The sequence below is a fragment of the Kitasatospora sp. NPDC058243 genome (assembly GCF_042882025.1).
Classification (GTDB): Bacteria; Actinomycetota; Actinomycetes; order Streptomycetales; family Streptomycetaceae; genus Kitasatospora.
Genome location: NZ_JBHVWW010000037.1, coordinates 42,510 through 60,862, shown reverse-complemented (window position 1 = coordinate 60,862; position 18,353 = coordinate 42,510). Strand labels below are relative to the sequence as shown.

At 75.2% G+C, this 18,353-nt stretch carries 15 protein-coding genes and 1 pseudogene; 9 read left to right on the top strand and 7 right to left on the bottom strand.

The window, feature by feature from the left end; genetic code table 11:
- Positions 1-167 precede the first annotated feature (167 nt).
- Positions 168-1,220, bottom strand: a complete 1,053-nt coding sequence (locus ACFVX9_RS23645) for a TerD family protein (protein WP_387983310.1) — start codon at positions 1,218-1,220, stop codon at positions 168-170.
- Positions 1,221-1,428: 208 nt separating this feature from the next.
- Between ACFVX9_RS23645 and ACFVX9_RS23640 the strand changes: the two genes are divergently transcribed.
- Complete coding sequence (locus tag ACFVX9_RS23640; protein ID WP_387983309.1) at positions 1,429-2,688, top strand: pyroglutamyl peptidase; 1,260 nt, start codon at positions 1,429-1,431, stop codon at positions 2,686-2,688.
- A 50-nt stretch (positions 2,689-2,738) separates the two neighbouring features.
- Here the strand turns inward: ACFVX9_RS23640 and ACFVX9_RS23635 are convergent, their stop codons facing one another.
- Positions 2,739-3,239 carry an inorganic diphosphatase gene (locus ACFVX9_RS23635; RefSeq protein WP_363374548.1) on the bottom strand — a complete coding sequence of 167 codons (501 nt, stop codon included), beginning with the start codon at positions 3,237-3,239 and terminating at the stop codon, positions 2,739-2,741.
- A gap of 107 nt (positions 3,240-3,346) precedes the next feature.
- On the opposite strand from ACFVX9_RS23635, the gene ACFVX9_RS23630 reads away from it, so the two are divergent.
- The 4 genes and pseudogenes from ACFVX9_RS23630 to ACFVX9_RS23615 all read left to right on the top strand — a co-directional run.
- Positions 3,347-4,165, top strand: a complete 819-nt coding sequence (locus ACFVX9_RS23630) for a hypothetical protein (RefSeq protein WP_380485612.1) — start codon at positions 3,347-3,349, stop codon at positions 4,163-4,165.
- Between the two features lie 135 nt (positions 4,166-4,300).
- Entirely contained in the window at positions 4,301-4,510 is a 210-nt protein-coding gene (locus tag ACFVX9_RS23625; protein WP_063350495.1) for a ferredoxin, read from the top strand.
- Complete coding sequence (locus ACFVX9_RS23620) at positions 4,500-5,867, top strand: NAD(P)/FAD-dependent oxidoreductase (RefSeq protein ID WP_387983306.1); 1,368 nt, start codon at positions 4,500-4,502, stop codon at positions 5,865-5,867. The genes ACFVX9_RS23625 and ACFVX9_RS23620 overlap by 11 nt, the downstream gene beginning before the upstream one ends.
- A gap of 123 nt (positions 5,868-5,990) precedes the next feature.
- A pseudogene (locus ACFVX9_RS23615) lies at positions 5,991-7,193 on the top strand (cytochrome P450); the annotation flags it as partial.
- Between the two features lie 84 nt (positions 7,194-7,277).
- On the opposite strand, the gene ACFVX9_RS23610 reads toward ACFVX9_RS23615, so the two are convergent.
- From ACFVX9_RS23610 to ACFVX9_RS23595, 4 genes are all read right to left on the bottom strand, one after another.
- The gene (locus tag ACFVX9_RS23610; protein WP_387983305.1) at positions 7,278-9,161 is read right to left on the bottom strand and encodes a CocE/NonD family hydrolase; all 1,884 of its coding nucleotides are present in this window, start codon (positions 9,159-9,161) and stop codon (positions 7,278-7,280) included.
- Positions 9,158-9,583 carry a cupin domain-containing protein gene (locus ACFVX9_RS23605; RefSeq protein ID WP_380375348.1) on the bottom strand — a complete coding sequence of 142 codons (426 nt, stop codon included), beginning with the start codon at positions 9,581-9,583 and terminating at the stop codon, positions 9,158-9,160. Before ACFVX9_RS23605 ends, ACFVX9_RS23610 begins: the two co-directional genes overlap by 4 nt.
- Positions 9,584-9,722: 139 nt before the next feature.
- Positions 9,723-10,457 (bottom strand): Mut7-C RNAse domain-containing protein, encoded by a 735-nt coding sequence (locus tag ACFVX9_RS23600; protein WP_063351639.1) that lies wholly within the window; start codon positions 10,455-10,457, stop codon positions 9,723-9,725.
- Positions 10,458-10,647: 190 nt separating this feature from the next.
- On the bottom strand, positions 10,648-11,913 hold the full coding sequence (locus ACFVX9_RS23595) for an MFS transporter (protein ID WP_387983302.1): 1,266 nt from the start codon (positions 11,911-11,913) through the stop codon (positions 10,648-10,650).
- 328 nt (positions 11,914-12,241) lie between these two features.
- On the opposite strand from ACFVX9_RS23595, the gene ACFVX9_RS23590 reads away from it, so the two are divergent.
- Positions 12,242-14,605: a molybdopterin cofactor-binding domain-containing protein gene (locus ACFVX9_RS23590; RefSeq protein ID WP_387983300.1), complete on the top strand. Its 2,364-nt coding sequence runs from the start codon at positions 12,242-12,244 to the stop codon at positions 14,603-14,605.
- 29 nt (positions 14,606-14,634) lie between these two features.
- Positions 14,635-15,099: a (2Fe-2S)-binding protein gene (locus ACFVX9_RS23585; protein WP_063350491.1), complete on the top strand. Its 465-nt coding sequence runs from the start codon at positions 14,635-14,637 to the stop codon at positions 15,097-15,099.
- Between the two features lie 53 nt (positions 15,100-15,152).
- On the opposite strand, the gene ACFVX9_RS23580 is transcribed toward ACFVX9_RS23585, so the two are convergent.
- Positions 15,153-15,545 carry a hypothetical protein gene (locus tag ACFVX9_RS23580; RefSeq protein WP_380375341.1) on the bottom strand — a complete coding sequence of 131 codons (393 nt, stop codon included), beginning with the start codon at positions 15,543-15,545 and terminating at the stop codon, positions 15,153-15,155.
- Between the two features lie 264 nt (positions 15,546-15,809).
- Here ACFVX9_RS23580 and ACFVX9_RS23575 point away from each other — a divergent pair, with 264 nt between their 5' ends.
- Entirely contained in the window at positions 15,810-17,096 is a 1,287-nt protein-coding gene (locus tag ACFVX9_RS23575) for a helix-turn-helix domain-containing protein (RefSeq protein ID WP_387983298.1), read from the top strand.
- 91 nt (positions 17,097-17,187) lie between these two features.
- The gene (locus ACFVX9_RS23570; RefSeq protein ID WP_387983297.1) at positions 17,188-18,336 is read left to right on the top strand and encodes an alpha/beta hydrolase; all 1,149 of its coding nucleotides are present in this window, start codon (positions 17,188-17,190) and stop codon (positions 18,334-18,336) included.
- Positions 18,337-18,353 lie beyond the last annotated feature (17 nt).

Genomic DNA, 18,353 nt, shown 5'->3' with positions numbered 1-18,353 from the left:
AACCCCCCACGGACCCCTCTGTACCCGCCTCGGGGGCTCCCCCTCGGGTGGGGAGGCACCGGGAGGGGTGTGTCGGAAACTTTCGGGAAACACCCCGCCCCGCAGGTTTCGTCGAACTGCGCGGCCGGCGGGAAGGCTGGCGGTCCAGGGGCACCCCGGGGAACGGCCTAGAAGAAGCTGTCGTCGTCGCCCTCGTAGTAGTTGTTCACGACCACCTCGGGCGCGTCGTCGCTGAACGCCTCGTTGAGCAGCGCGCCGCCGACCAGGCCGGCCGCGCCCGCGCCGATCAGCGCGCCGGTGCCGAAGCGGCGACCGCCCTGGCCCGGCTGGCCCTGAGCGGGCTGGCCCTGGACCGGCTGCGGATAGCCCTGCTGGACCGGCTGCGGGTAGCCCTGCTGCGGGGTGTAGAACGGCGGCACGGTGGTCTGCACCCGCTGGGCGCAGGCGGCGCAGGTCTCGATCTGGCGCGGCACGCCCCACTGCGGCGACCACAGCACCGCCGTCGAGCCGAGGCCGTGCGAGGGGTCGAAGAAACACGTCACGGGGGAACTCCCTGGTCCTGGCTGGGTCATCGTGGCGGCGGGCGCCACGGCGGGTACGGCGGGCGCCATGGCCGGCGCGGCGGGCACGACCGGAGCCGGCGCGGGCGCGGCGGGCGCCGGCTGCAGGACGTCCACCCCGAAGTCGGCGGCGATACCCGCGAGCCCCGACGCGTACCCCTGCCCGACGGCCCGGAACTTCCAGTCCGCGCCGTGCCGGTAGAGCTCGCCGAACACCATCGCCGTCTCGCTGCCGGCCTCGGCCGCCACGTCGTAGCGGGCCGCCTCGGCGCCGCCGTCCGGGTCGGTGAGCCGGATGTACGCGCCGCGGACCTGGCCGAAGCTCTGGCGCCGCTGCACCGCGTCGTAGACCGCGACCGCGAAGACGATCTTCTCCACCCCGGCCGGGACGTCCGCGAGCCGGACGTCGATCTGCTCCTGGTCGCCGCCGCCACCGGCGCCGCCCTGGTGGCGGACCGAACCGTCCGGGCTCTGCAGGTTGTTGAAGAAGACGAAGTGCTGGTCCGAGACGACCTTCCCGGAGGCGTCGCAGAGCAGGGCGCTGGCGTCCAGGTCGTACCCGGCGCCGGCCGTCCAGCCGAGGCCGACCCGTACGACCCGCAGCCCGGGGGCCTGCTTGCCCAGGGAGGCGTTGCCGCCCTTCGTCAGGGCCACACTCATGACACTTCCTCCGCCACCGTTCGAATGACCGCTGTTTCCACTGTTCGACCACGACAACGCTGTAGAGCTCGCGCCGGTTCCCGACTTCCCGTCAGTGCTGGACGGGACGTTCCAGCAGGCCACGGGCCCGCGGCGCGGTCTTGCCGGCCGGGGCGCTCGGGCGGGGCGCCCTGGCGGGGTGTCGGCTCCCGACCTATTGTCAGGTGACATGACACGCCTTCGTCGCGCCGCCACCCTGGCCGCCGCCCTCAGCGGCACGCTCGCCGCCCTGCTCACCCCGGCCGCCGCCCAGGCCGGCCCGGCGGCCTGCCCGGTCGTCGCCACCGCCCCGGTGGACACCGAACAGGCCCGGCTCCAGGACCAGCGGACGACCGCCTTCACCGAGCGCTCCGGCCTGCGCGACCTGCTCCGGGGCTTCCCCGCCGCCCTGTGCGCCGCCCGGAACGCCCGGCAGGCGGAGCGGGTGGCGGGCGCCTGGGGCCGGGCACTCTGGCAGGCCGGGGTGGACCGGGCCCAGGGCCGGTGGCCCAGCGGCGAACTCCCCGCCCGCGACGACCGTCCGCTGTACTGGACCAGGCTCGCCATGACCGTCCAACTGGCCCGCTGGCAACCCGGGTTCGACGTCGACCCGGCCGACCTGCGGGGCCGCTTCGAGGACGCCTCCCGAGGCCTCGACGACGGCTTCACCGCCGCCCCCGGTGTCCGGCGGATCTTCGTCAGCGGCTTCGACCCGTACGGCCTCGACACCGAGCCGCGCCGCGCCAACCCCTCCGGCGCCGCCGTCCTGCAACTGCACGGGCGGCGGATCACCCTCGCCGACGGCAGCCCGGCCGAAGTCCGGGCCGTCCTGCTGCCGGTCCGCTACGGCGACTTCGACGACGGCGTCGTCGAGCGCGCCTTCGGCCCGCACCTCTCCCCCGGCCCGCAGGCCGCCGACCTGATCACCAGCATCAGCCAGGGCTACCCGGGCCTGTTCACCCTGGAGGCCTGGGCCGGGCGGGCCCGCTCCGCCGATCCCGCCACCGACAACACCGGCACCCTCTCCGGCGGCACCCGGCAGCACCCGGTCACCGCCCCGGGCCTGGACGACGGCCCGGAGTTCATCCGCACCACCCTGCCCACCGACGCCATGACGGCCGTCCAGCAGCCCTACCCCGTCCGCCTCAACACCACCGTCACCGAGATCCCCGAGGGCGGCGTCGACCCCGTCGACCGCGCGGACGGCCCCACCCCCGGCTCCCGCGCTGTCGCCGGTGGCGGCGGCGGATACCTCTCCAACGAGGTCGCCTACCGCTCCAACCGCCTGCGCCTCGACCTCGCCCCCGACCTCCCCGGCGGCCACCTGCACACCCCCGTCCTCACCGGCCTGCCCGCCCAACAGGACCGCCTCACCGCCCCGGAGTTCGAGCAGAACGAGGCCGCCATCGCCGACCAGGTCCGCGAGATCCTGCGCCACGCCCGGTTCTGAGCCCCGGCGCCACGCCCGGTTCCGAGCCCCGGGCCCGCGCGGCGGGCCGGCTACACCGGCCGGGCGAAGCGCGTCCCCGCCGCGCGCGCCCGGGACTCGGCGATCTGCGCGTACGCGGCCTCCCGGTCCGCCCAGTGCGAGCCCTCGACCGACTTGCCGCGCTCCAGGTCCTTGTAGACCTGGAAGAAATGGGTGATCTCCAGCAGGTCGAACTCGCGCAGGTCGCCGATGTCCCGCAGGTCGCCGTAGCGCGGGTCGTGGGCGGGGACGCACAGCACCTTCTGGTCCGGCCCGCGTTCGTCCCGCATCACCCACATGCCGACCGCCCGGCAGGTGATCACGCACCCCGGCACGGCCGGCTCGCCGCCGAGCACCAGCGCGTCCAGCGGCTCCGCGTCGCCGCCGAGGGTGCCCTCGACGTAGCCGTAGTCCACGGGGTAGCGGGTGGCGGTGAACAGGGTGCGGTCGAGGCGGATCCGGCCCGCCGCGAAGTCCATCACGTACTTGTTCCGCGACCCCTGCGGGGTCTCGATCAACACCTCGAACTCCACCGCGGCCTCCTCCTCTGCGTCTGGGGAGATTGTCCGCCGTCCCGGCCGTCCGGGCACCCTCCGCAAACGCCCTCCGCGGCCCGGCGGGGTCCGTTAGCATCCGGATCATGGGGAGTTGGCGTGTCACCGTCCAGGACCACCACCGGCGCAGCGGCGGGCGGCCCCAGGGGCGCCCGGAGGGGCCGCTGGCCCGCCGCGGCGACCTGGCGCTGTACGGCCGGAACGGCGAGATCAGCTGTGTCGACGCCGAAGGCCTGGTCCGCTGGCGCCGCCCCTGCGCGGGGCGCCCGAACGCGGCCCACCTCTCCGGCGGCCGGGCGCTGGTCACCGCCGACTCCTTCGAGTACACCGCCTGGGGCCACCTCGGCCCGGCCCTGCTGCTGGACCTCGACGACGGCGCCCTGGTCGCCGAACTGCGCGGCGAGCGCGGCACGGCCCTGGGCGGCGGCCGCTTCGTGCTCGGCCTGGAGGGCTACGGCACCTTCGACACCTGGGCCTACGACCGGGACGCCACCCTGGTCGACTCCTGGCGCAGCTACGGCCACTACGTGGTCGGCGACGGCCTGCGCGTCGTCGAGACCGACCGCCGCCGGCCGACCGGGAGCCGGGTGGTGCGGCTGCTGCCCGGCGGGGGCATCGAGAGCGGCCCGCTGCTCGCCGACCCGCAGGCCCCCGCGCCGGTGGTGCTGGCCGACGGCACCGTCCTGGTGCTGGACGCGGGGGTGCTGCGCGCCGTCGGGCGCGACCTCGACGCCACCGTGCTCGCCGAGCTGCTCCCGCTGTCCGGCGACGACCTGCACCGGTTCACCGGCACGCTGCGCCGTACGGCCGACGGCCTGGCCGTGACGCTCGTGGAGCGCCACCCGACCCGGATGGGCGGCTACACCACCCACCGCTGGACCCTCGGGCTGGAGTCGCCGAACTAGCGCGCCGGGCTGGCCCCCGGGCCCCCGGCGTTCCTCGGCGGCCACTCTCCGCGACCGCTCCCACGGAGCAGCACCGGGCGCGCGGCCGCTCCGGCGGCGGTAGGACGGACACAGACGTGCCCGGGAGGAGAGACCGTGAAGATCGTCGTCGACCTCAACCGCTGCCAGGGCTACGCGCAGTGCGCGTTCCTCGCTCCCCGAGTGTTCGAGCTGCACGGGGAGGAGGCCCTGCTCTACACCCCGCAGGCCCCCGAGGACCAGCGTGACCGCGTCCGGCGGGCCGTCGCGGCCTGCCCGGTGCAGGCCATCCTGGTCGAGGAGGAGGACCGGTCCGATGTCCGATGACCTCAAGAACGGCCGGATCGTCATCGTCGGCGCCTCGCTGGCCGGTCTGCGCGCCGCCGAGACGCTACGGGACGAGGGCTTCACCGGAGAGCTGACCGTGGTCGGCGAGGAACGCCTCCCCCCGTACGACCGGCCGCCCCTGTCCAAGCAGGTGCTGCTCGGACGGGTGCGCGCCGAGGAGACCGCGCTTCCCCGGCGCCGCGACGTGGGCGCGCAGTGGAAACTCGGCGTCCGCGCCACCGGTGTGGACGGGGACGGCAAGCAGGTCCTGCTCGCGAACGGCGAGCAACTGCCCTACGACCGGCTGCTGATCGCCACCGGCACCCGGGCCAGGCCCTGGCCGAAGGCCGAGCAGGCCGCACTCGACGGGGTGTTCACCCTGCGCACCGCCGAGGACGCGGCCGGCCTGGCCGAGCGGCTGGACGCCGGCCCGAAGCGGGTGCTGGTGATCGGCGCCGGGTTCACCGGCTCCGAGATCGCCTCCGCCTGCCGGGAGCGCGGCCTGGCGGTGACCGTCGCCGAGCGCGGCCCCGCCCCGCTGGTCGGGGCCCTCGGCGGGGCCTTCGGCGCCCTCGCGGCCAAGGTCCAGCTCGCCCACGGCGTCGACCTGCGCTGCGGGGTGACCGTCTCCGCGCTGACCGGCCGCGCCGGCCGGCTCACCGGCGCCGAGCTCTCCGACGGCAGCCGGATCGAGGCGGACGTCGCCGTGGTCGCCCTGGGCGCCGTCCGCAACACCGAATGGCTGGCCGAGTCGGGTCTCGCCGCCGGTCCGCGCGGGGTGGCCTGCGACGCGGGCTGCCGCGCCTTCAACATGTACGGGATCGTCACCGACGACGTCTTCGTCGCGGGCGACGTCGCCCGCTTCCCGCACCCCCTCTTCGAGTACCAGCTGCTCTCCCTCGAACACTGGGGCAACGCGGTCGCGCAGGCCGAGGTGGCGGCGCACAACATGGTCAGCCCGGGGCCGCAACGGCGGCCGCACCTGAGCGTGCCGTCCTTCTGGTCCAGCCAGTTCGGGCTCAACATCAAGTCCGTCGGCGTGCCCACCTTCTCCGACCACGTGGTCCTCGCCCAGGGCTCGGTCGAGGAGCGCCGGCTCGTCGCGGTCTACGGGTACCGGGGCCGGATCACGGCCGCCGTCAGCGTGAACCGGGCCAAGTGGCTGGAGCACTACCAGCGGCTGATCGAGGCCGCCGCGCCGTTCCCGCCCGACTGGGACGGCGTCGAGCCGCCCGCCTCCCGCATCCCGGTCCCGTCCGACGTGCCCGACCCGAAGGTGCTCTCGCACGGCCCGACCGTCGCCCTCACCGGCCACCTGCCCGACCGGCGGCTGACCCTGCGGCGCTGGGGCGGCTGAGCCCACCCGCCACCGCTCGACGGGCGCACGCCCACCGGGCCCCGCCGCCCGTCGAGGACCACCACCACCGCCGCCGCCCGTCGAGGACCACCACCGCCGCCACCCCCCGAGGAGCCACCGCGCATGGCCGCCGCCGACACCCTGTTCCGCCGGATCACCGACTACGCCAACCGCGCCGACCCCTACCCCCTGTACGCCGAGCTCCGCGACCACGGCGTGGCCCGCCAGGACGACGGCAGCTACCTGGTCGGCACCTACCACGAGGTCGCCGCGCTGCTGCACGACCCGAGGATCAGCTCGGACCGCCGCAACCGCACCGTCCCGGACGAGCTGCAGGGCAGCGTCCCGGTCGCCTTCATCGGCCGGGACGACCCCGAGCACGAACGGCTGCGCACCATCGCCATGCGGCCCTTCGGCCCGCCCCACGCGCCCGACCGGGTCGACGCCATGCACGACGAGATCGCGCGGATCACCGGGGAACTGGTCGACGGCCTCCGGGGCCGCGACCGGATCGACCTGGTCGAGGACTTCGCCTACCCGCTGCCGGTCACCGTCATCTGCCGACTGCTCGGCGTGCCGCGCGAGGACGAGCCGCGGTTCCACGCCTGGTCCGAGACGCTGATCGCGGGCTTCGACCCCACTCCCGACAGCGATCCGTCCGAGCGCCAGCAGGCGGCCACGCAGGCCCGGATGGAGATGGGGCTGTACCTCGGCGAGCTCGCCGAGAGCCGCCGGGGCAAGCCGTCCGACGACCTGCTCTCCGCCTTCGTCAACGACCCCGGCCCGTCGGGCGGCTTCACCCAGACGGAACTGATGGCCACCGCGGTCCTGCTGCTCATCGCCGGGCACGAGACGACCGTCAACCTGATCACCAACGGCGCGCTCACCCTGCTGCGCCACCCCGAGAGCCTGGAACTGCTGCGCGACAAGCCGGAGTTGATGCCGCGCGCGGTGGAGGAGCTGCTGCGCTACGAACCCCCGGTCCAACTGTTGCCGCAGCGCACCGCGCTCACCGACATCGAGGTCGCCGGGGTCACCGTCCCCAAGGGCGCGCCGCTGATCCTGGTGCTCGCCGCCGCCAACCGGGACCCTCTCCGGTTCCAGGAGCCCGACCGCTTCGACCCGACCCGCCCGGACAACCAGCACCTCGGCTTCGGCAGCGGCGTGCACAGCTGCTTCGGCGCACCGCTCGCCAGGGTCGAGGCGCAGCTCGCGCTCACCGCGCTCATCCACCGCCTGGACGGCCCCCGGCTGCTCCAGGACCCCCCTGAGCACCGTTGCACCCCCGTCTGGCGCGGTCCCCTGCACCTCCCGTGCGAGTTCGCGGGGGTGAGGGAAGGAGAAGCCTGGGCTGGGGAGGTGGCGTGGACCTCCCGGGCCCGGGCGCGTTCGGCGACGGCCGGACCGGGCCTACGGGGTGCTGCGCACCACCGGCAGCTCCAGGAAGGACGGGTCGGCTCCGCCGTGCCCGATCCGGTAGCTCGCCCGGCCGTCGGCCGGGAGCAGTTGGAAGGAGTCCGGGTTGGCGGCGGCGACGGTGAGCCGGATCCGCTCGCCGGCCCGGAAGAGCACCGCGACGGGTTGCAGGTCGATGGTGACCTGCCGGGCCCGGCCCTGCGGGAAGGGCGCCGCGTCGGTGGCCGCGTAGCTGCGGGGCGTGCGCAGCCGGCGCCAGTCGGGGTTGTCGTCCCGGTCGGCCACGGCCCGGTCGGCGAGGGCGAGTTGGCCCTCGGTCAGGTAGGTGACCCGGCCGTCGGGGGCGACGTCCTCCAGGTAGACGTGCAGGGCGCCCTGGGCGGTGCCGTCGAGGCCGGTGACGTCGAGCGTGACGCGGCCGTTGCCGGTCACCCGGGTGTCGCCGGTCAGCGGCGGGGTGGTGTAGCTGAGGAGTTCGGCGTCCACGGCGGCCCGGTCGGGGTAACTGACCTGGTTGCCGGTGAGGTTGGTGTTCCAGCGGTCCAGTGGGCCGGTGCCGGCGGTGGGGTCGAGGCGCAGCAGGTCGGCGCCGGGGCGGTCGTCCGGCTCGGGCCGCCGGCGGCTGAGCGTGGTGTCCTCGCCGAGGTAGAGCCGCTGCGGGCGGGTGCCGGGCAGCGGCCAGCGGGTGGTGGTGCGCCAGACGCCCTCGTTGAAGGTGTAGTAGTGCAGTTGCCGGGTGCCGTCGGGGCGGCCGTCGGCCCGTACGTAGCGGTCGAAGAAGTCGAACGTCCGCTGGGCGATCTGGGCGCGTTCCTGGTCGGTGAGGTGGCGGGCGGGCTGGAAGGGGTCGGCGAGGTAGCCCTGGCCGTGGCTCCACGGGCCGATCCAGGCGTCCTGGGTGTTGGAGAGGCCGGTGAACTGGGAGAGCACGCCGTTGGCGGTGCCCGCGTCGAGCCAGCCGGCGTCGGTGAGCACGGGGACGCCGCCGGCCTCGACGGCGTCGGCCTTCTCGCCGACGCTGCCGACCGTCCAGCTCTTCGGGCCGTCCTGGTAGTCGCGGTAGACGCCGGCCTCGGCCATGTCGACCAGGTTGGCGTTGCCCGCGTGCTCGGCGCGCGCGGCGGCCAGCAGGGCCGGTCCGTCCGGGCCGTCGACCGGCCGGGGCACGGCGCCGGTCAGGCCGGTGGCCGCGCAGACCTGCCGGGTCTGCTCGTCGGTGTCGCAGGTGGTGCCGCCGGCCTGGTCGAGGATGCGCAGCAGCAGCGCGTACGGGGCGATCCGGGGCTCGATGAGCAGGCCGCCGGGGCGTACCAGGTCCTCGTACGGGTCGAAGTCGTAGGAGATCGGGGCGGCGGCGGTGATGTGGTGGTTGCCGAGGGCGGTGGCGAGCATCGCGGTGTCGCCGCCGTAGGAGACGCCGGTGGTGCCGACCCGGCCGTTGGACCAGGGCTGGGCGGCGATCCAGTCGCTGAGCGGGCCGCTGTCGGCGACGGTGTCGGCGCCGAGTTCGGAGCTCAGGGTGCCGAAGGAGGCGCCGGTGCCGCGCAGGTCGGCGACCACGTAGGCGTAGCCGTGGGCGTTCCAGCCGTCGGCGTCGCTGCTGCGGCCGCCGTTGCCGGGTGCGCCGGGGTAGACCCGGGCCCGCCAGTAGCGCTGGGTGACCAGGACGGTGGGCAGGTTCGCGCCGGCCGTGGTGCCCTCGGGCAGCCAGACGTCGACGGCGAGGCGGACGCCGTCGGGCATCGTGACGTAGCGCGACTGGAGGTGCGGCTCGGCGGCCGGGGCGGCCGCGGCGGGCGCCACCGAGAGTCCGAGCACGGCCGCGGCCGCGACGAGCGCCGCCAGCGGGCGGCGCGGGATCCCCCCTGCCCGGCTCACCGGGAGGTCGCCTTCCAGGGGCCTTCCTCGGGCCTGGCCTCGGTGTCGGTGCCGGGCCAGGGCGGCATGGTGACGGCGGCGATCCGCAGCGGCCGGTCGGCGTCCTCGTCGGCCCGGAACTGGAACGCCGTGCCGAGCGGGATCGAGGCTGCCGTCCCGGGCACGAGCCGGACGGTCTCCTCCCGCCCGCCCTGGCGGCGCCACAGCTCCCCGGCGCCCTCGACGACCTGCCACAGCTCCTGCACGGTGGCGTGCGACACCGCGTGCGACACCTGCCCGGGGGCGAGCTCGAACACCGCGAGGCTCCCCTGTCCGTCCAGGACCAGCAGCGGGAACACCGCGGCCCCGTCCGGTGCGCGCACCACCTCGACGTCACCGACGTCCGCTGTCTGGAACGGTTGTTGCACTGGCTGACTGCTCATCCGACCCGGCCTCTCTCGCGTCACGGAGTACCTTGGTCTCGTCCCCCACCGCCGATGAGAACACGCCTCTGCGCCCGGCCGCCACCCTGAGATGTCCCGTAGTTCGACGCGCCGACCTCGCGCCGGTCTCGCGCCGGTCTCAGCCCCCGGCGGGTGTGCCGAACTCGCGCAGGGCGTCGGTGACGATCGCGTCCAGTCGGGCGTGGTGGGCGCCGCGCCAGTAGGCCTGGCCGCAGTCGACGCACTGGGCGAAGACGTCGTAGGAGCGCTCGGTGCCGTCCCGCAGCTGCTCGCGCACCGAGGTCTTGTCGGCCTCGCGCAGCGTGCCGTTGCAGGTGGTGCAGCGGCTCCACGGATCGAGCGGGGGCGCGAAGCGGGAGAGCACGTCGCGCAGCTGCTCGTTGGGGCGGTGGCTGTAGACGTAGGCGCCGGCCCACAGTTCGCGGCGGCGCAGCAGCCCCCGGTCGCGCGAGAGCAGGACGCGCTGCTCGGCGGCGGAGCGGGCGGCGAGCGCGGCGTCGCCGATGTCCGGGTTCTCGTAGGCGGCGTCGACGCCGAGCAGGCGCAGCCGGCGGGTGAGGGTGCCGAGGTGGACGTCCAGCAGGAAGCGCGGCGGGGTGGGCGAGGGCTGCGGCCGGTCCACGGCCCGGACGGTGACGTGTTCCTCGTCGAGCGGCACGTACGACCCGGGCACCGGCCGGCCGTCCACCAGCAGGGTGCCGACCTCGGTGAGCGGGACACCCAGGGACTCGACGACGTGGCCGAGCGTCGAGGTGCCGTCGGTGCGCAGCGCCGAGCGGCCGGCCCGCCGGGGCCCGGAGACGAAGAGGTGCAGCTCGGGGGCGAAGTCGAGCCAGATCTGGGGTCGGTCCACGCGGCCAGCATGCCAGCGGGCGGCGGCCCGGGCCACCGGTTTCCGGTCAGCCGTCGGAGCATTCTCGGGCGGGCTCGCGGTGGGGGCGGCGGGCGACTGGGGCGGGGCCTGGTGGGCGGGGGCGGCGAGGAGGGCGCCGGGGCGGCGGGGAAGGCCGGTGAGAAGGGCACCCGGCCGGCGCGGGCGGCCGCTACGGGACCGCGACGGCGGAGGCGACCGGCGTCGGGCGGCCCCGGTCGCGGTCCCGCTCGGCCCAGCGGACGACCGGCCCCATCGCGTACCCGGCCGCCAGGAAGAGGCCGCCCAGGACGAGCCAGCCCGCGAGCCCGCCGTCCAGCAGCAGGGTAATCAGCAGCAGCGGCCCGAGGGTGCGGGCGACGGCCACGCCGGTGCCGAAGAAGCCCTGGTACTGGCCGATCCGCTCGGGCGGGGCGAGGTCGAAGCTGATCTGCCAGGAGCCCGCCGACTGCCGCATCTCGCCGATCACCTGGAGGACGGAGGCCGCCACCAGCAGCGCGGCGACCGCCCACACCGGGACGTCCAGGGCCGACAGGCCGAACACCGCGCAGGAGGCGAGCAGCACCACCCCGGCCGAGCGGACGGCCCGCGCGGCCGGGCCCAGGCCGGTGACGCCGCGCGCCGCCCGGACCTGGAAGCCCAGCACGGCCAGGGTGTTGAGGACGAACAGGGCCGAGCCGAGCCAGCTGATCCCGGGCGCCCGGTCGGCGATCCAGAGCGGGATGACCAGGCTGAGCAGCGGCATCCGCAGCAGCAGCACGGTGTTGACCAGCGCGACGGCCGCGTACCGGCGGTCGCGCAGGACGGCCAGCCGGGGCCCGGCGGCCGACCGGGCCGGGGCGGGCGGGGCTTCGGGCAGCCGCAGCAGGATCAGCGCACCGGCCAGGAAGCCGAGCGCCGTCACCACGAAGGCGCAGAGGAACGCGGCCCGGGTGCCGACGGTGAGCGCGATGCCGCCGATGGCGGCGCCGACGGCCAGCCCCCCGTTGAGGGTCGACTGGAGGTGGGCGAGCAGCCCGGTGCGCTGGGCGGGCGGCACCAGGGTGGCGACCAGCGCCTGCCGGGCGGCGGTGAGCCCGGACTGCGTCGTGGCGTAGAGGCAGACCGCGACCAGGAACGGCCCGTAGGAGCGGATCACCAGGAAGGCGGCGACCACCACCGCCGTGGCCAGGGCGAGCGCCACGGCCGTCCGGCGCGGGCCGCGGCGGTCGGCGAGGGCGCCGAGCGGGACGCCCGCCAGCGAGCCGAGCGCCCAGGCCACGGCGAGGCCGGCGCCGAGGGCGGTCGCCGACATGCCGACGATGTGGGTGAAGTAGAGCGCGGAGCAGGTGTAGTAGGCGCCGTCGCCGACGGCGCTGGCCAACTGGGCTGCGGCGAGGGTCCGTTGGGGCCCTGCGGGCGGGATGAGGGCGGGCGCCGGGGCGCTGCTGGTCGACACGGGTCTCCTGGCTGGGGGCGGCGCGCGCGCCGGGTGTTCGCAACGGTTCGCGGCCCAGCCTAGGCAGGAGGCGGACCGGCGGTAAGGTCCAGTGATCACGGAACTCCTTGGTCCACTTCCGGGCCCCACCGCACCGGCGGGCGAGCCCTGAACCCCCGTACGACGGCGGCGAATCGCTCCTCCCGCGGGCCCGGAACCGGCCCCGGCCGTACCGCCGCCGCCCCCTCCGTACCCGCTCCGAATCCGCCTCGCCCAACGGCCTTCGGGCATCACCGACCCCGCCGAAGGGCCAAGTTTTGCCGTATTGACCGGTCAGTAACGCCCTCCTATGCTCAACGGCATTCGCGATCCGGCACCGGGCCCGGCGCCGCCGTGCCCGCCCGATCCGCCGCCGTCATCGGCTCGAAGGGCTCTTCCCATCAGCACCTCCATCGCCCGCTCGGACGACACCGGCCACCCGGGCACCGCACGGGACGGCGCCGGCACCCGCCGCCGCCGGTTCCTCACCTACCTGCTGGCCGCCCCGACCCTCACCGTCGGCGCCCGGCTCGGCCTCGACGCCGCCGCGCCCGCCACCGCGCGGGCCGCCGTCCGCGCCGCCGCGGCCGCCCAGGACGCCGCCGCCCCCTCGCAGCTGATCGGCCTGCCCGGCATCCCGGACATCCTCGACCTCGGCGACGCGCTGATCATCGCCGGCCTGCCGACCTCGCACCTGCTCGTCCTGGAACTCACCGCCGCCGGGCGCGCCGTACTGCACCTGCCCCGGCTGGAGGTCGGCCAGGGCCTCACCACGGCCATCGCGATGCTCGTCGCCGAGGAACTCGACGCCCGGATCGGCGACGTGGACGTGCCGCTCTCCGACGGCCGCCCCGAACTGCTCTTCAACCAGCTGACCGGCGCCTCCAACTCGGTGCGCTCGCTGTACGACCCGGTGCGCGCCGCAGCCGCCGCCGCCCGCGCCCGGCTGGTGACCGCCGCAGCGCGGCGCTGGAACGTTCCGGCAGACACCCTGCGCACCGCCGACTCCGCCGTCCTCGCCCCCGACGGCCGCCGCGCCGGCTACGGCGACCTCGCCGCCGAGGCCGCCGCCGTCGCCCTCCCCGCCGTGTCCAGCTCCCCCAAGAGCGCCGACCAGTTGCGCCTGGTCGGCCGGCCCACCGGCCGGATCGACGCCCGCGACATCGTCACCGGCCGCGCCAAGTACGCCGGGGACCTCGCGATCCCGGGCGCCGTCCCCACCGTGGTCGCCCGCCCGACCACCATCAACGGCACGCTCAGGACCCTGGACGCCTCCGCCGCCCGCGCCATGCCCGGCGTGCTCGGCGTGGTCCGGATCCCCAGCGGCGTCGCCGTCCTCGCCGAGACCTTCGACCAGGCGCTCAAGGCCCGCGACGCGCTGCGCACCTCCTGGAACCCGGGCCCGGTCGCCAACCTGTCCACCTCCGACATCCGCGGCCAACTGCGCGCCGCCCACGCGCCGTTCCTCATCCCCCCGCTGCTCACCCAGTACGTGGACGGCGAATTCGACTTCGCCTTCGTCAACCACGCGCCGATGGAGGTGCTGACCGCCGTCGCCGACGTGCGGCCGAACCGGGCCGAGCTGTGGTTCGCCGCGCAGGCGCCGATCGTCGCCCAGCAGGCCATCGCCGCCGAACTCGGCCTCCCGCAGAACGCCGTGACCGTCCACGTGGTGCGCGGCGGCGGCTCGTTCGGCCGGCGCCTGTTCTTCGACGCCGCCCTGGAGGCCGCCCAGATCTCCAAGGCCGCGGGCCGACCGGTCAAACTCATGTGGACGCGCAACGACGACATGCGCCACGGCCGGATGCGCCCGGCCAGCCACCACCGGATCCGGGCCACCTACGCGCTCGGCCAGGTGCTCAGCTACGAGCACCGCGCCGCCACCGTCAAGACCGACTTCCGGCACGGCCTCGGCGAGATGCTCACCGCCGCCGGCTTCAACCTCTCGCTCGCCGGGCTCAGCCTCGCCCAGGTCTTCTTCCTGCTCAGCGAGAAGAACCCGTACAACGTCGGCATCCCCACCCAGCTGCTCGCCGAAGTGCCGCTGGACATGCACACCGGCAGCTGGCGGTCGGTCTACTCCGGCACCGTCCGGGTCGCCGACGAGATCATGATGGACGAACTCGCCCGCCGGATGGGCCAGGACGCCGTCGCGTTCCGCCGCGCCCGACTGCGCAGCGCCGCCGGCCGGGCCATCCTCGACACCGTCGCCAAGGCCGGCGACTGGGGCCGCCCGATGCCCCCCGGCCACGCCCAGGGCATCGGCTACCACGACGAGAACAGCGGGTGCGCCGCCTACCTCGTCGAGCTGGACGCCACCGACCCGGCCGACCCCAGGGTCACCAAGGCCGTGATCGCCGCCGACGTCGGCCGGGTCATCAACCCCCGGGGCCTGGAGGCCCAACTGACCGGCGCCCTGATCGACGGCATCTCGGTCATCCTGCAAGCCGGCAACCACATCGACAACGGGGCCGTGCGCGAGGGCAGTTACGCCGACTTCCGGTACGCCCGGCAGCGGCACACCCCGCCGGCCGTCGAGATCCACCTCATGCCGCCGAGCGGAGCCCCCGGCGGCGCCGGCGAGTTGGGCGTCCCGGCGGCCTCCGCCGCGGTCGCCAACGCCTACGCGCGCGCGACCGGCACCAGCCCGCGCTCCTTCCCGATCAACTTCTGACTCCCCCAGCCAAGGAACTCCACCACCCCATGCCCACCCACACCTTCGTCCTCAACGGGCACCCCGTCACCGTCGAGGCCCCGGACGACATGCCGCTGCTCTGGGTGCTGCGCGACAAGCTCGGCGTCACCGGCCCCAAGTACGGCTGCGGGGTGGGCGTCTGCCGCGCCTGCACCAGCCACCTGGACGGCGAGGAGTTCCAGCCCTGCACCCGCTCCGTCAAGGACTGCGAGGGCCACCGCGTCACCACCATCGAAGGCCTGGCCGACGGCGACACCCTGCACCCCGTCCAGGAGGCCTGGCTCGGCTGCGACGTCGCCCAGTGCGGCTTCTGCCAGCCGGGCCAGATCATGACCGCCGTCGCCCTGCTGCGCCGCACCCCGAACCCGACCGACGCGGACATCGACCAGATCCAGAACATCTGCCGCTGCGGCAGCTACCCGCGCATCCGCGAGGCCATCAAGCAGGCGGCGGCCCGGCAGTCCTCCGGCTGACGGCACGCCACCCCGCCCGGGGCACGGGCGGGGTGGACGGGGTCAGCGGGTCGTCAGCACTCCCGCAGGCCGTTGTGGAAGTACCAGTTGCCGTCGGCGTACGCGCCGTAGACGTAGGACGTCGGGATGAAGTTGCCGTTCGTGCCGGCCACCTGGTACCAGACGTTGCCCTGGTTGTTGATGTCCTCGCCCCTGGTCCAGCACTGGATGTAGATCTCGTCCGACGACCACGAGTACGACCCCAGGTCGCCGACGGTCTTGGACGCCCAGGAGTACTGCTGCGAGTAGACGCCCACGCCGTGGCCGCTCGCGTGGTAGCGGAGCTGGTACCAGCCGTCGGCGAACGCGCTGCCCGCCGAGACGCCCACCGCGCCGGCGGCCACCGCCACCACGGCCGCCGCGGTCGCACCACGGCGGCCGATCTTCTTGAGGATGCCCTTGGTCATCTCAATTCCCCTTTTCGGTCGGACCGTTGCGCCGCCCCGATGGCCGCGGCGACTGGGACAGCTGACCCGACATCCCACGGTGTTCGGTACCGCCTGACGGAAACTGACAACAGCTGACACCGGCCGACGACCGCGCCGAACACCCCGTCCACCCAACCGGAGTCCGTCGATCACGTAACGCCGCGGTCACGCGTCACTATGATCCGTACGCGACAAGCAACACCGGTCGCCGCTGGATCTGACATCTGACAACAGGGGGACGCCATGGCGGAGCAGGAGTCGCAACCCGCGGAGAGAGAGCCGGCGCCGAGCGCGGCGGAGGCCCTCGCCGCCGAGCTGCGCCGGTTGCGCCTGGAGGCGGGCCAGCCCTCGTTCCGCACGATGGCGAAGACCGCCGGCTCCATCTCCCACACCACGCTCTACGAGGCGGCTTCCGGCTCGCGCCTCCCGTCCTGGACCACGACCAGGGCCTACGTCCGGGCCTGCGGCGGCGACGAGGCCGAGTGGCACCGCCGGTGGACCTCCGCCGCCGACGAGGGGTCGGCCCCACCAGCCCTACCGGCCCTGCCTGCCCCGCCTGCCCCACCGGTCGAGCCCTCGGGGCCGCCGGTCGCCGCGAACACCACGGCCGACAGCACGGCCGACACCACGACCGTCACCAGGGCCGACAGCACGGCCGCCTCCGCCGCCGAGCCCCCGGCCGGACCTGGCCGCGGCCGCCGCCGGATCTGGACCCACGCGTTCTGCCTGCTCCTCGGCGTGGCGCTCGGCGTCGGCAGCACGCTCGCCGTGGTCGGCTTCCGCACGCCGGACGCCCCACCCCCGTCCGCGCACGGCTGCCCGTCCGGGGACACCGAGTCCGCACCCGCCGAGGCGGCCGCCCGCCCCGCGCCGGGCCCGCGGCCGGCGGCGGCGCGCACGGCCACCGACGACAGCGCACCGTCCTGGGCCTCCCGGGTCGCCTTCGACCAGCAGGCCGTCTCCAGTACCGAGGTCGTCCTTCCGGTGCTCTCCCCCGTCACCCCGGGTGACGCCCTGGTGGTCACGATGATGCTGACCAGCACCTGTCCCGGGGCGGTCACGGTCACCGACAGCCGGGGCGACCGCTTCCGGATCGTCGGGGACGTCACCGACTCGCTCCGGCACCGGGTGCTGCTCCTCGCGGCCTTCGGGGCGGCCGCGCTGACCGCGGAGGACTCGATCCGCGTCGCCCACCCGCGGGCGAGCAAGTACCACGTCGCCGTCGACGAGTTCCGCGGTGTCTCCGCCGTCCGGGCCGTCGGCCGCGCCTCCGGTGACGCCGGCGGGACGACCTTCTCCACCGCGGCCAACGCCGCCGCCTGCGCGCCGGGCGACCTCCTGGTGAGCACGGTCGGCAGCAACAGCGGCAGCGCCCCCGAATTCGGCACCAGCTGGACCAGCCTGCCCGCTCTGCGGCTCTCCTCCTACCGCCTCACCACCGCCCACCGGATCGCGACGGATCCGGACCACTGCGCCGCCACCGGCCAGACCACCTCGCAGTGGGGCGCCGTCCTCGCCGTCCTGCGCTGAGCGTCCACGCCGCTCCACCACCCCTGGCCCGACCGGTCCAGACCATTTAGGCTGACCGCACCTCAACCACCCCGCCACCGAGGGATACTGGATGATCAGGCGCCGTTCACTGCTGGCACTCGCGGGCCTGGGCGGCGCCGCAGCCCTGCTGCCCGCCGGGCCCGCCCAGGCAGCTCAGGCCGCCCGGCCGCGCACCATCGACCTGCCCGCCCCCACCACCGGCCGCCCGGTCGGCACGGCCACCCTGCACCTGGTCGACCACGACCGCCCGGACCCGTTCGTGCCCGCCGCCGGCCCGCGCGAGCTGATGGTGCAGCTCTGGTACCCGGCCCGCGCCGCCGCCGGCCGCCCCCGCGCGCCGTACACCACGCCCCGGGTCGCCGCCGCCATCGATCAGCGGCTGCCGCTGGATCCGGGCACCATCGCGGCCGTCCGCCCCACCGCCCGCACCGACGCACCCGCGCTCCCCGGCCCGCTCCCCCTGCTGCTGCTCGGCCACGGCCGCACCGGCTTGCGCAGCAACTGCACGGCGCTGGCCGAGGAGTTGGCCGCCCACGGCTACCTCGTCGCGTCGGTCGACCACACCTACGACGCCCTCGCCGTCGAGTTCCCGGACGGCCGGGTGGTGCGCACCGTGCTGGAGGACGAGCCGGCCGACTGGGAGGCCGCCGAGCGCCGCGAGATCGCGGCCCGGGTCGCCGACCTCCGCTTCGTCAGGACCGAACTGACCGGTCGCCAGGACCGTTTCCGCGTCGACGGGGGCCGGATCGGCGTGCTCGGCCACTCGATGGGCGGCTCGGCGGCCGCCGAGGCGATGCGCCAGGACGAGCGGTTCCGGATCGGCCTCAACCTGGACGGCGGCCTGTTCGGCTCACCCGTTCCCGACCTCGGCCTGGACCGGCCCTTCCTCCTGCTCACCTCGCTCGCCGACCACGAGACCTGGCAGCGCTGGCGCAGCCACCAGCACGCCTGGGGACGCCAGTTGCACACCCTCGGCGCCGGCCACCTCAGCTTCACCGACCTGCCGCACGCCGCCCTCCCCGGCAACCTGCCGGGCCACCTCCCCGCCGACACCTACGCCGCGCTGCTCGGCACCATCGCTCCCGCCCGGGCGACCGCGCTCACCCGCGCCTACACCCGGGCGTTCGCCGACCACTTCCTCCGCGGCCGCCCCGCGCCCCTCCTCGACGGCCCGTCACCGCGCTTCCCGGAGGTCGAACTCCGCTGGAGCCGCGACTGACGCCCGCCCGGGGCCGC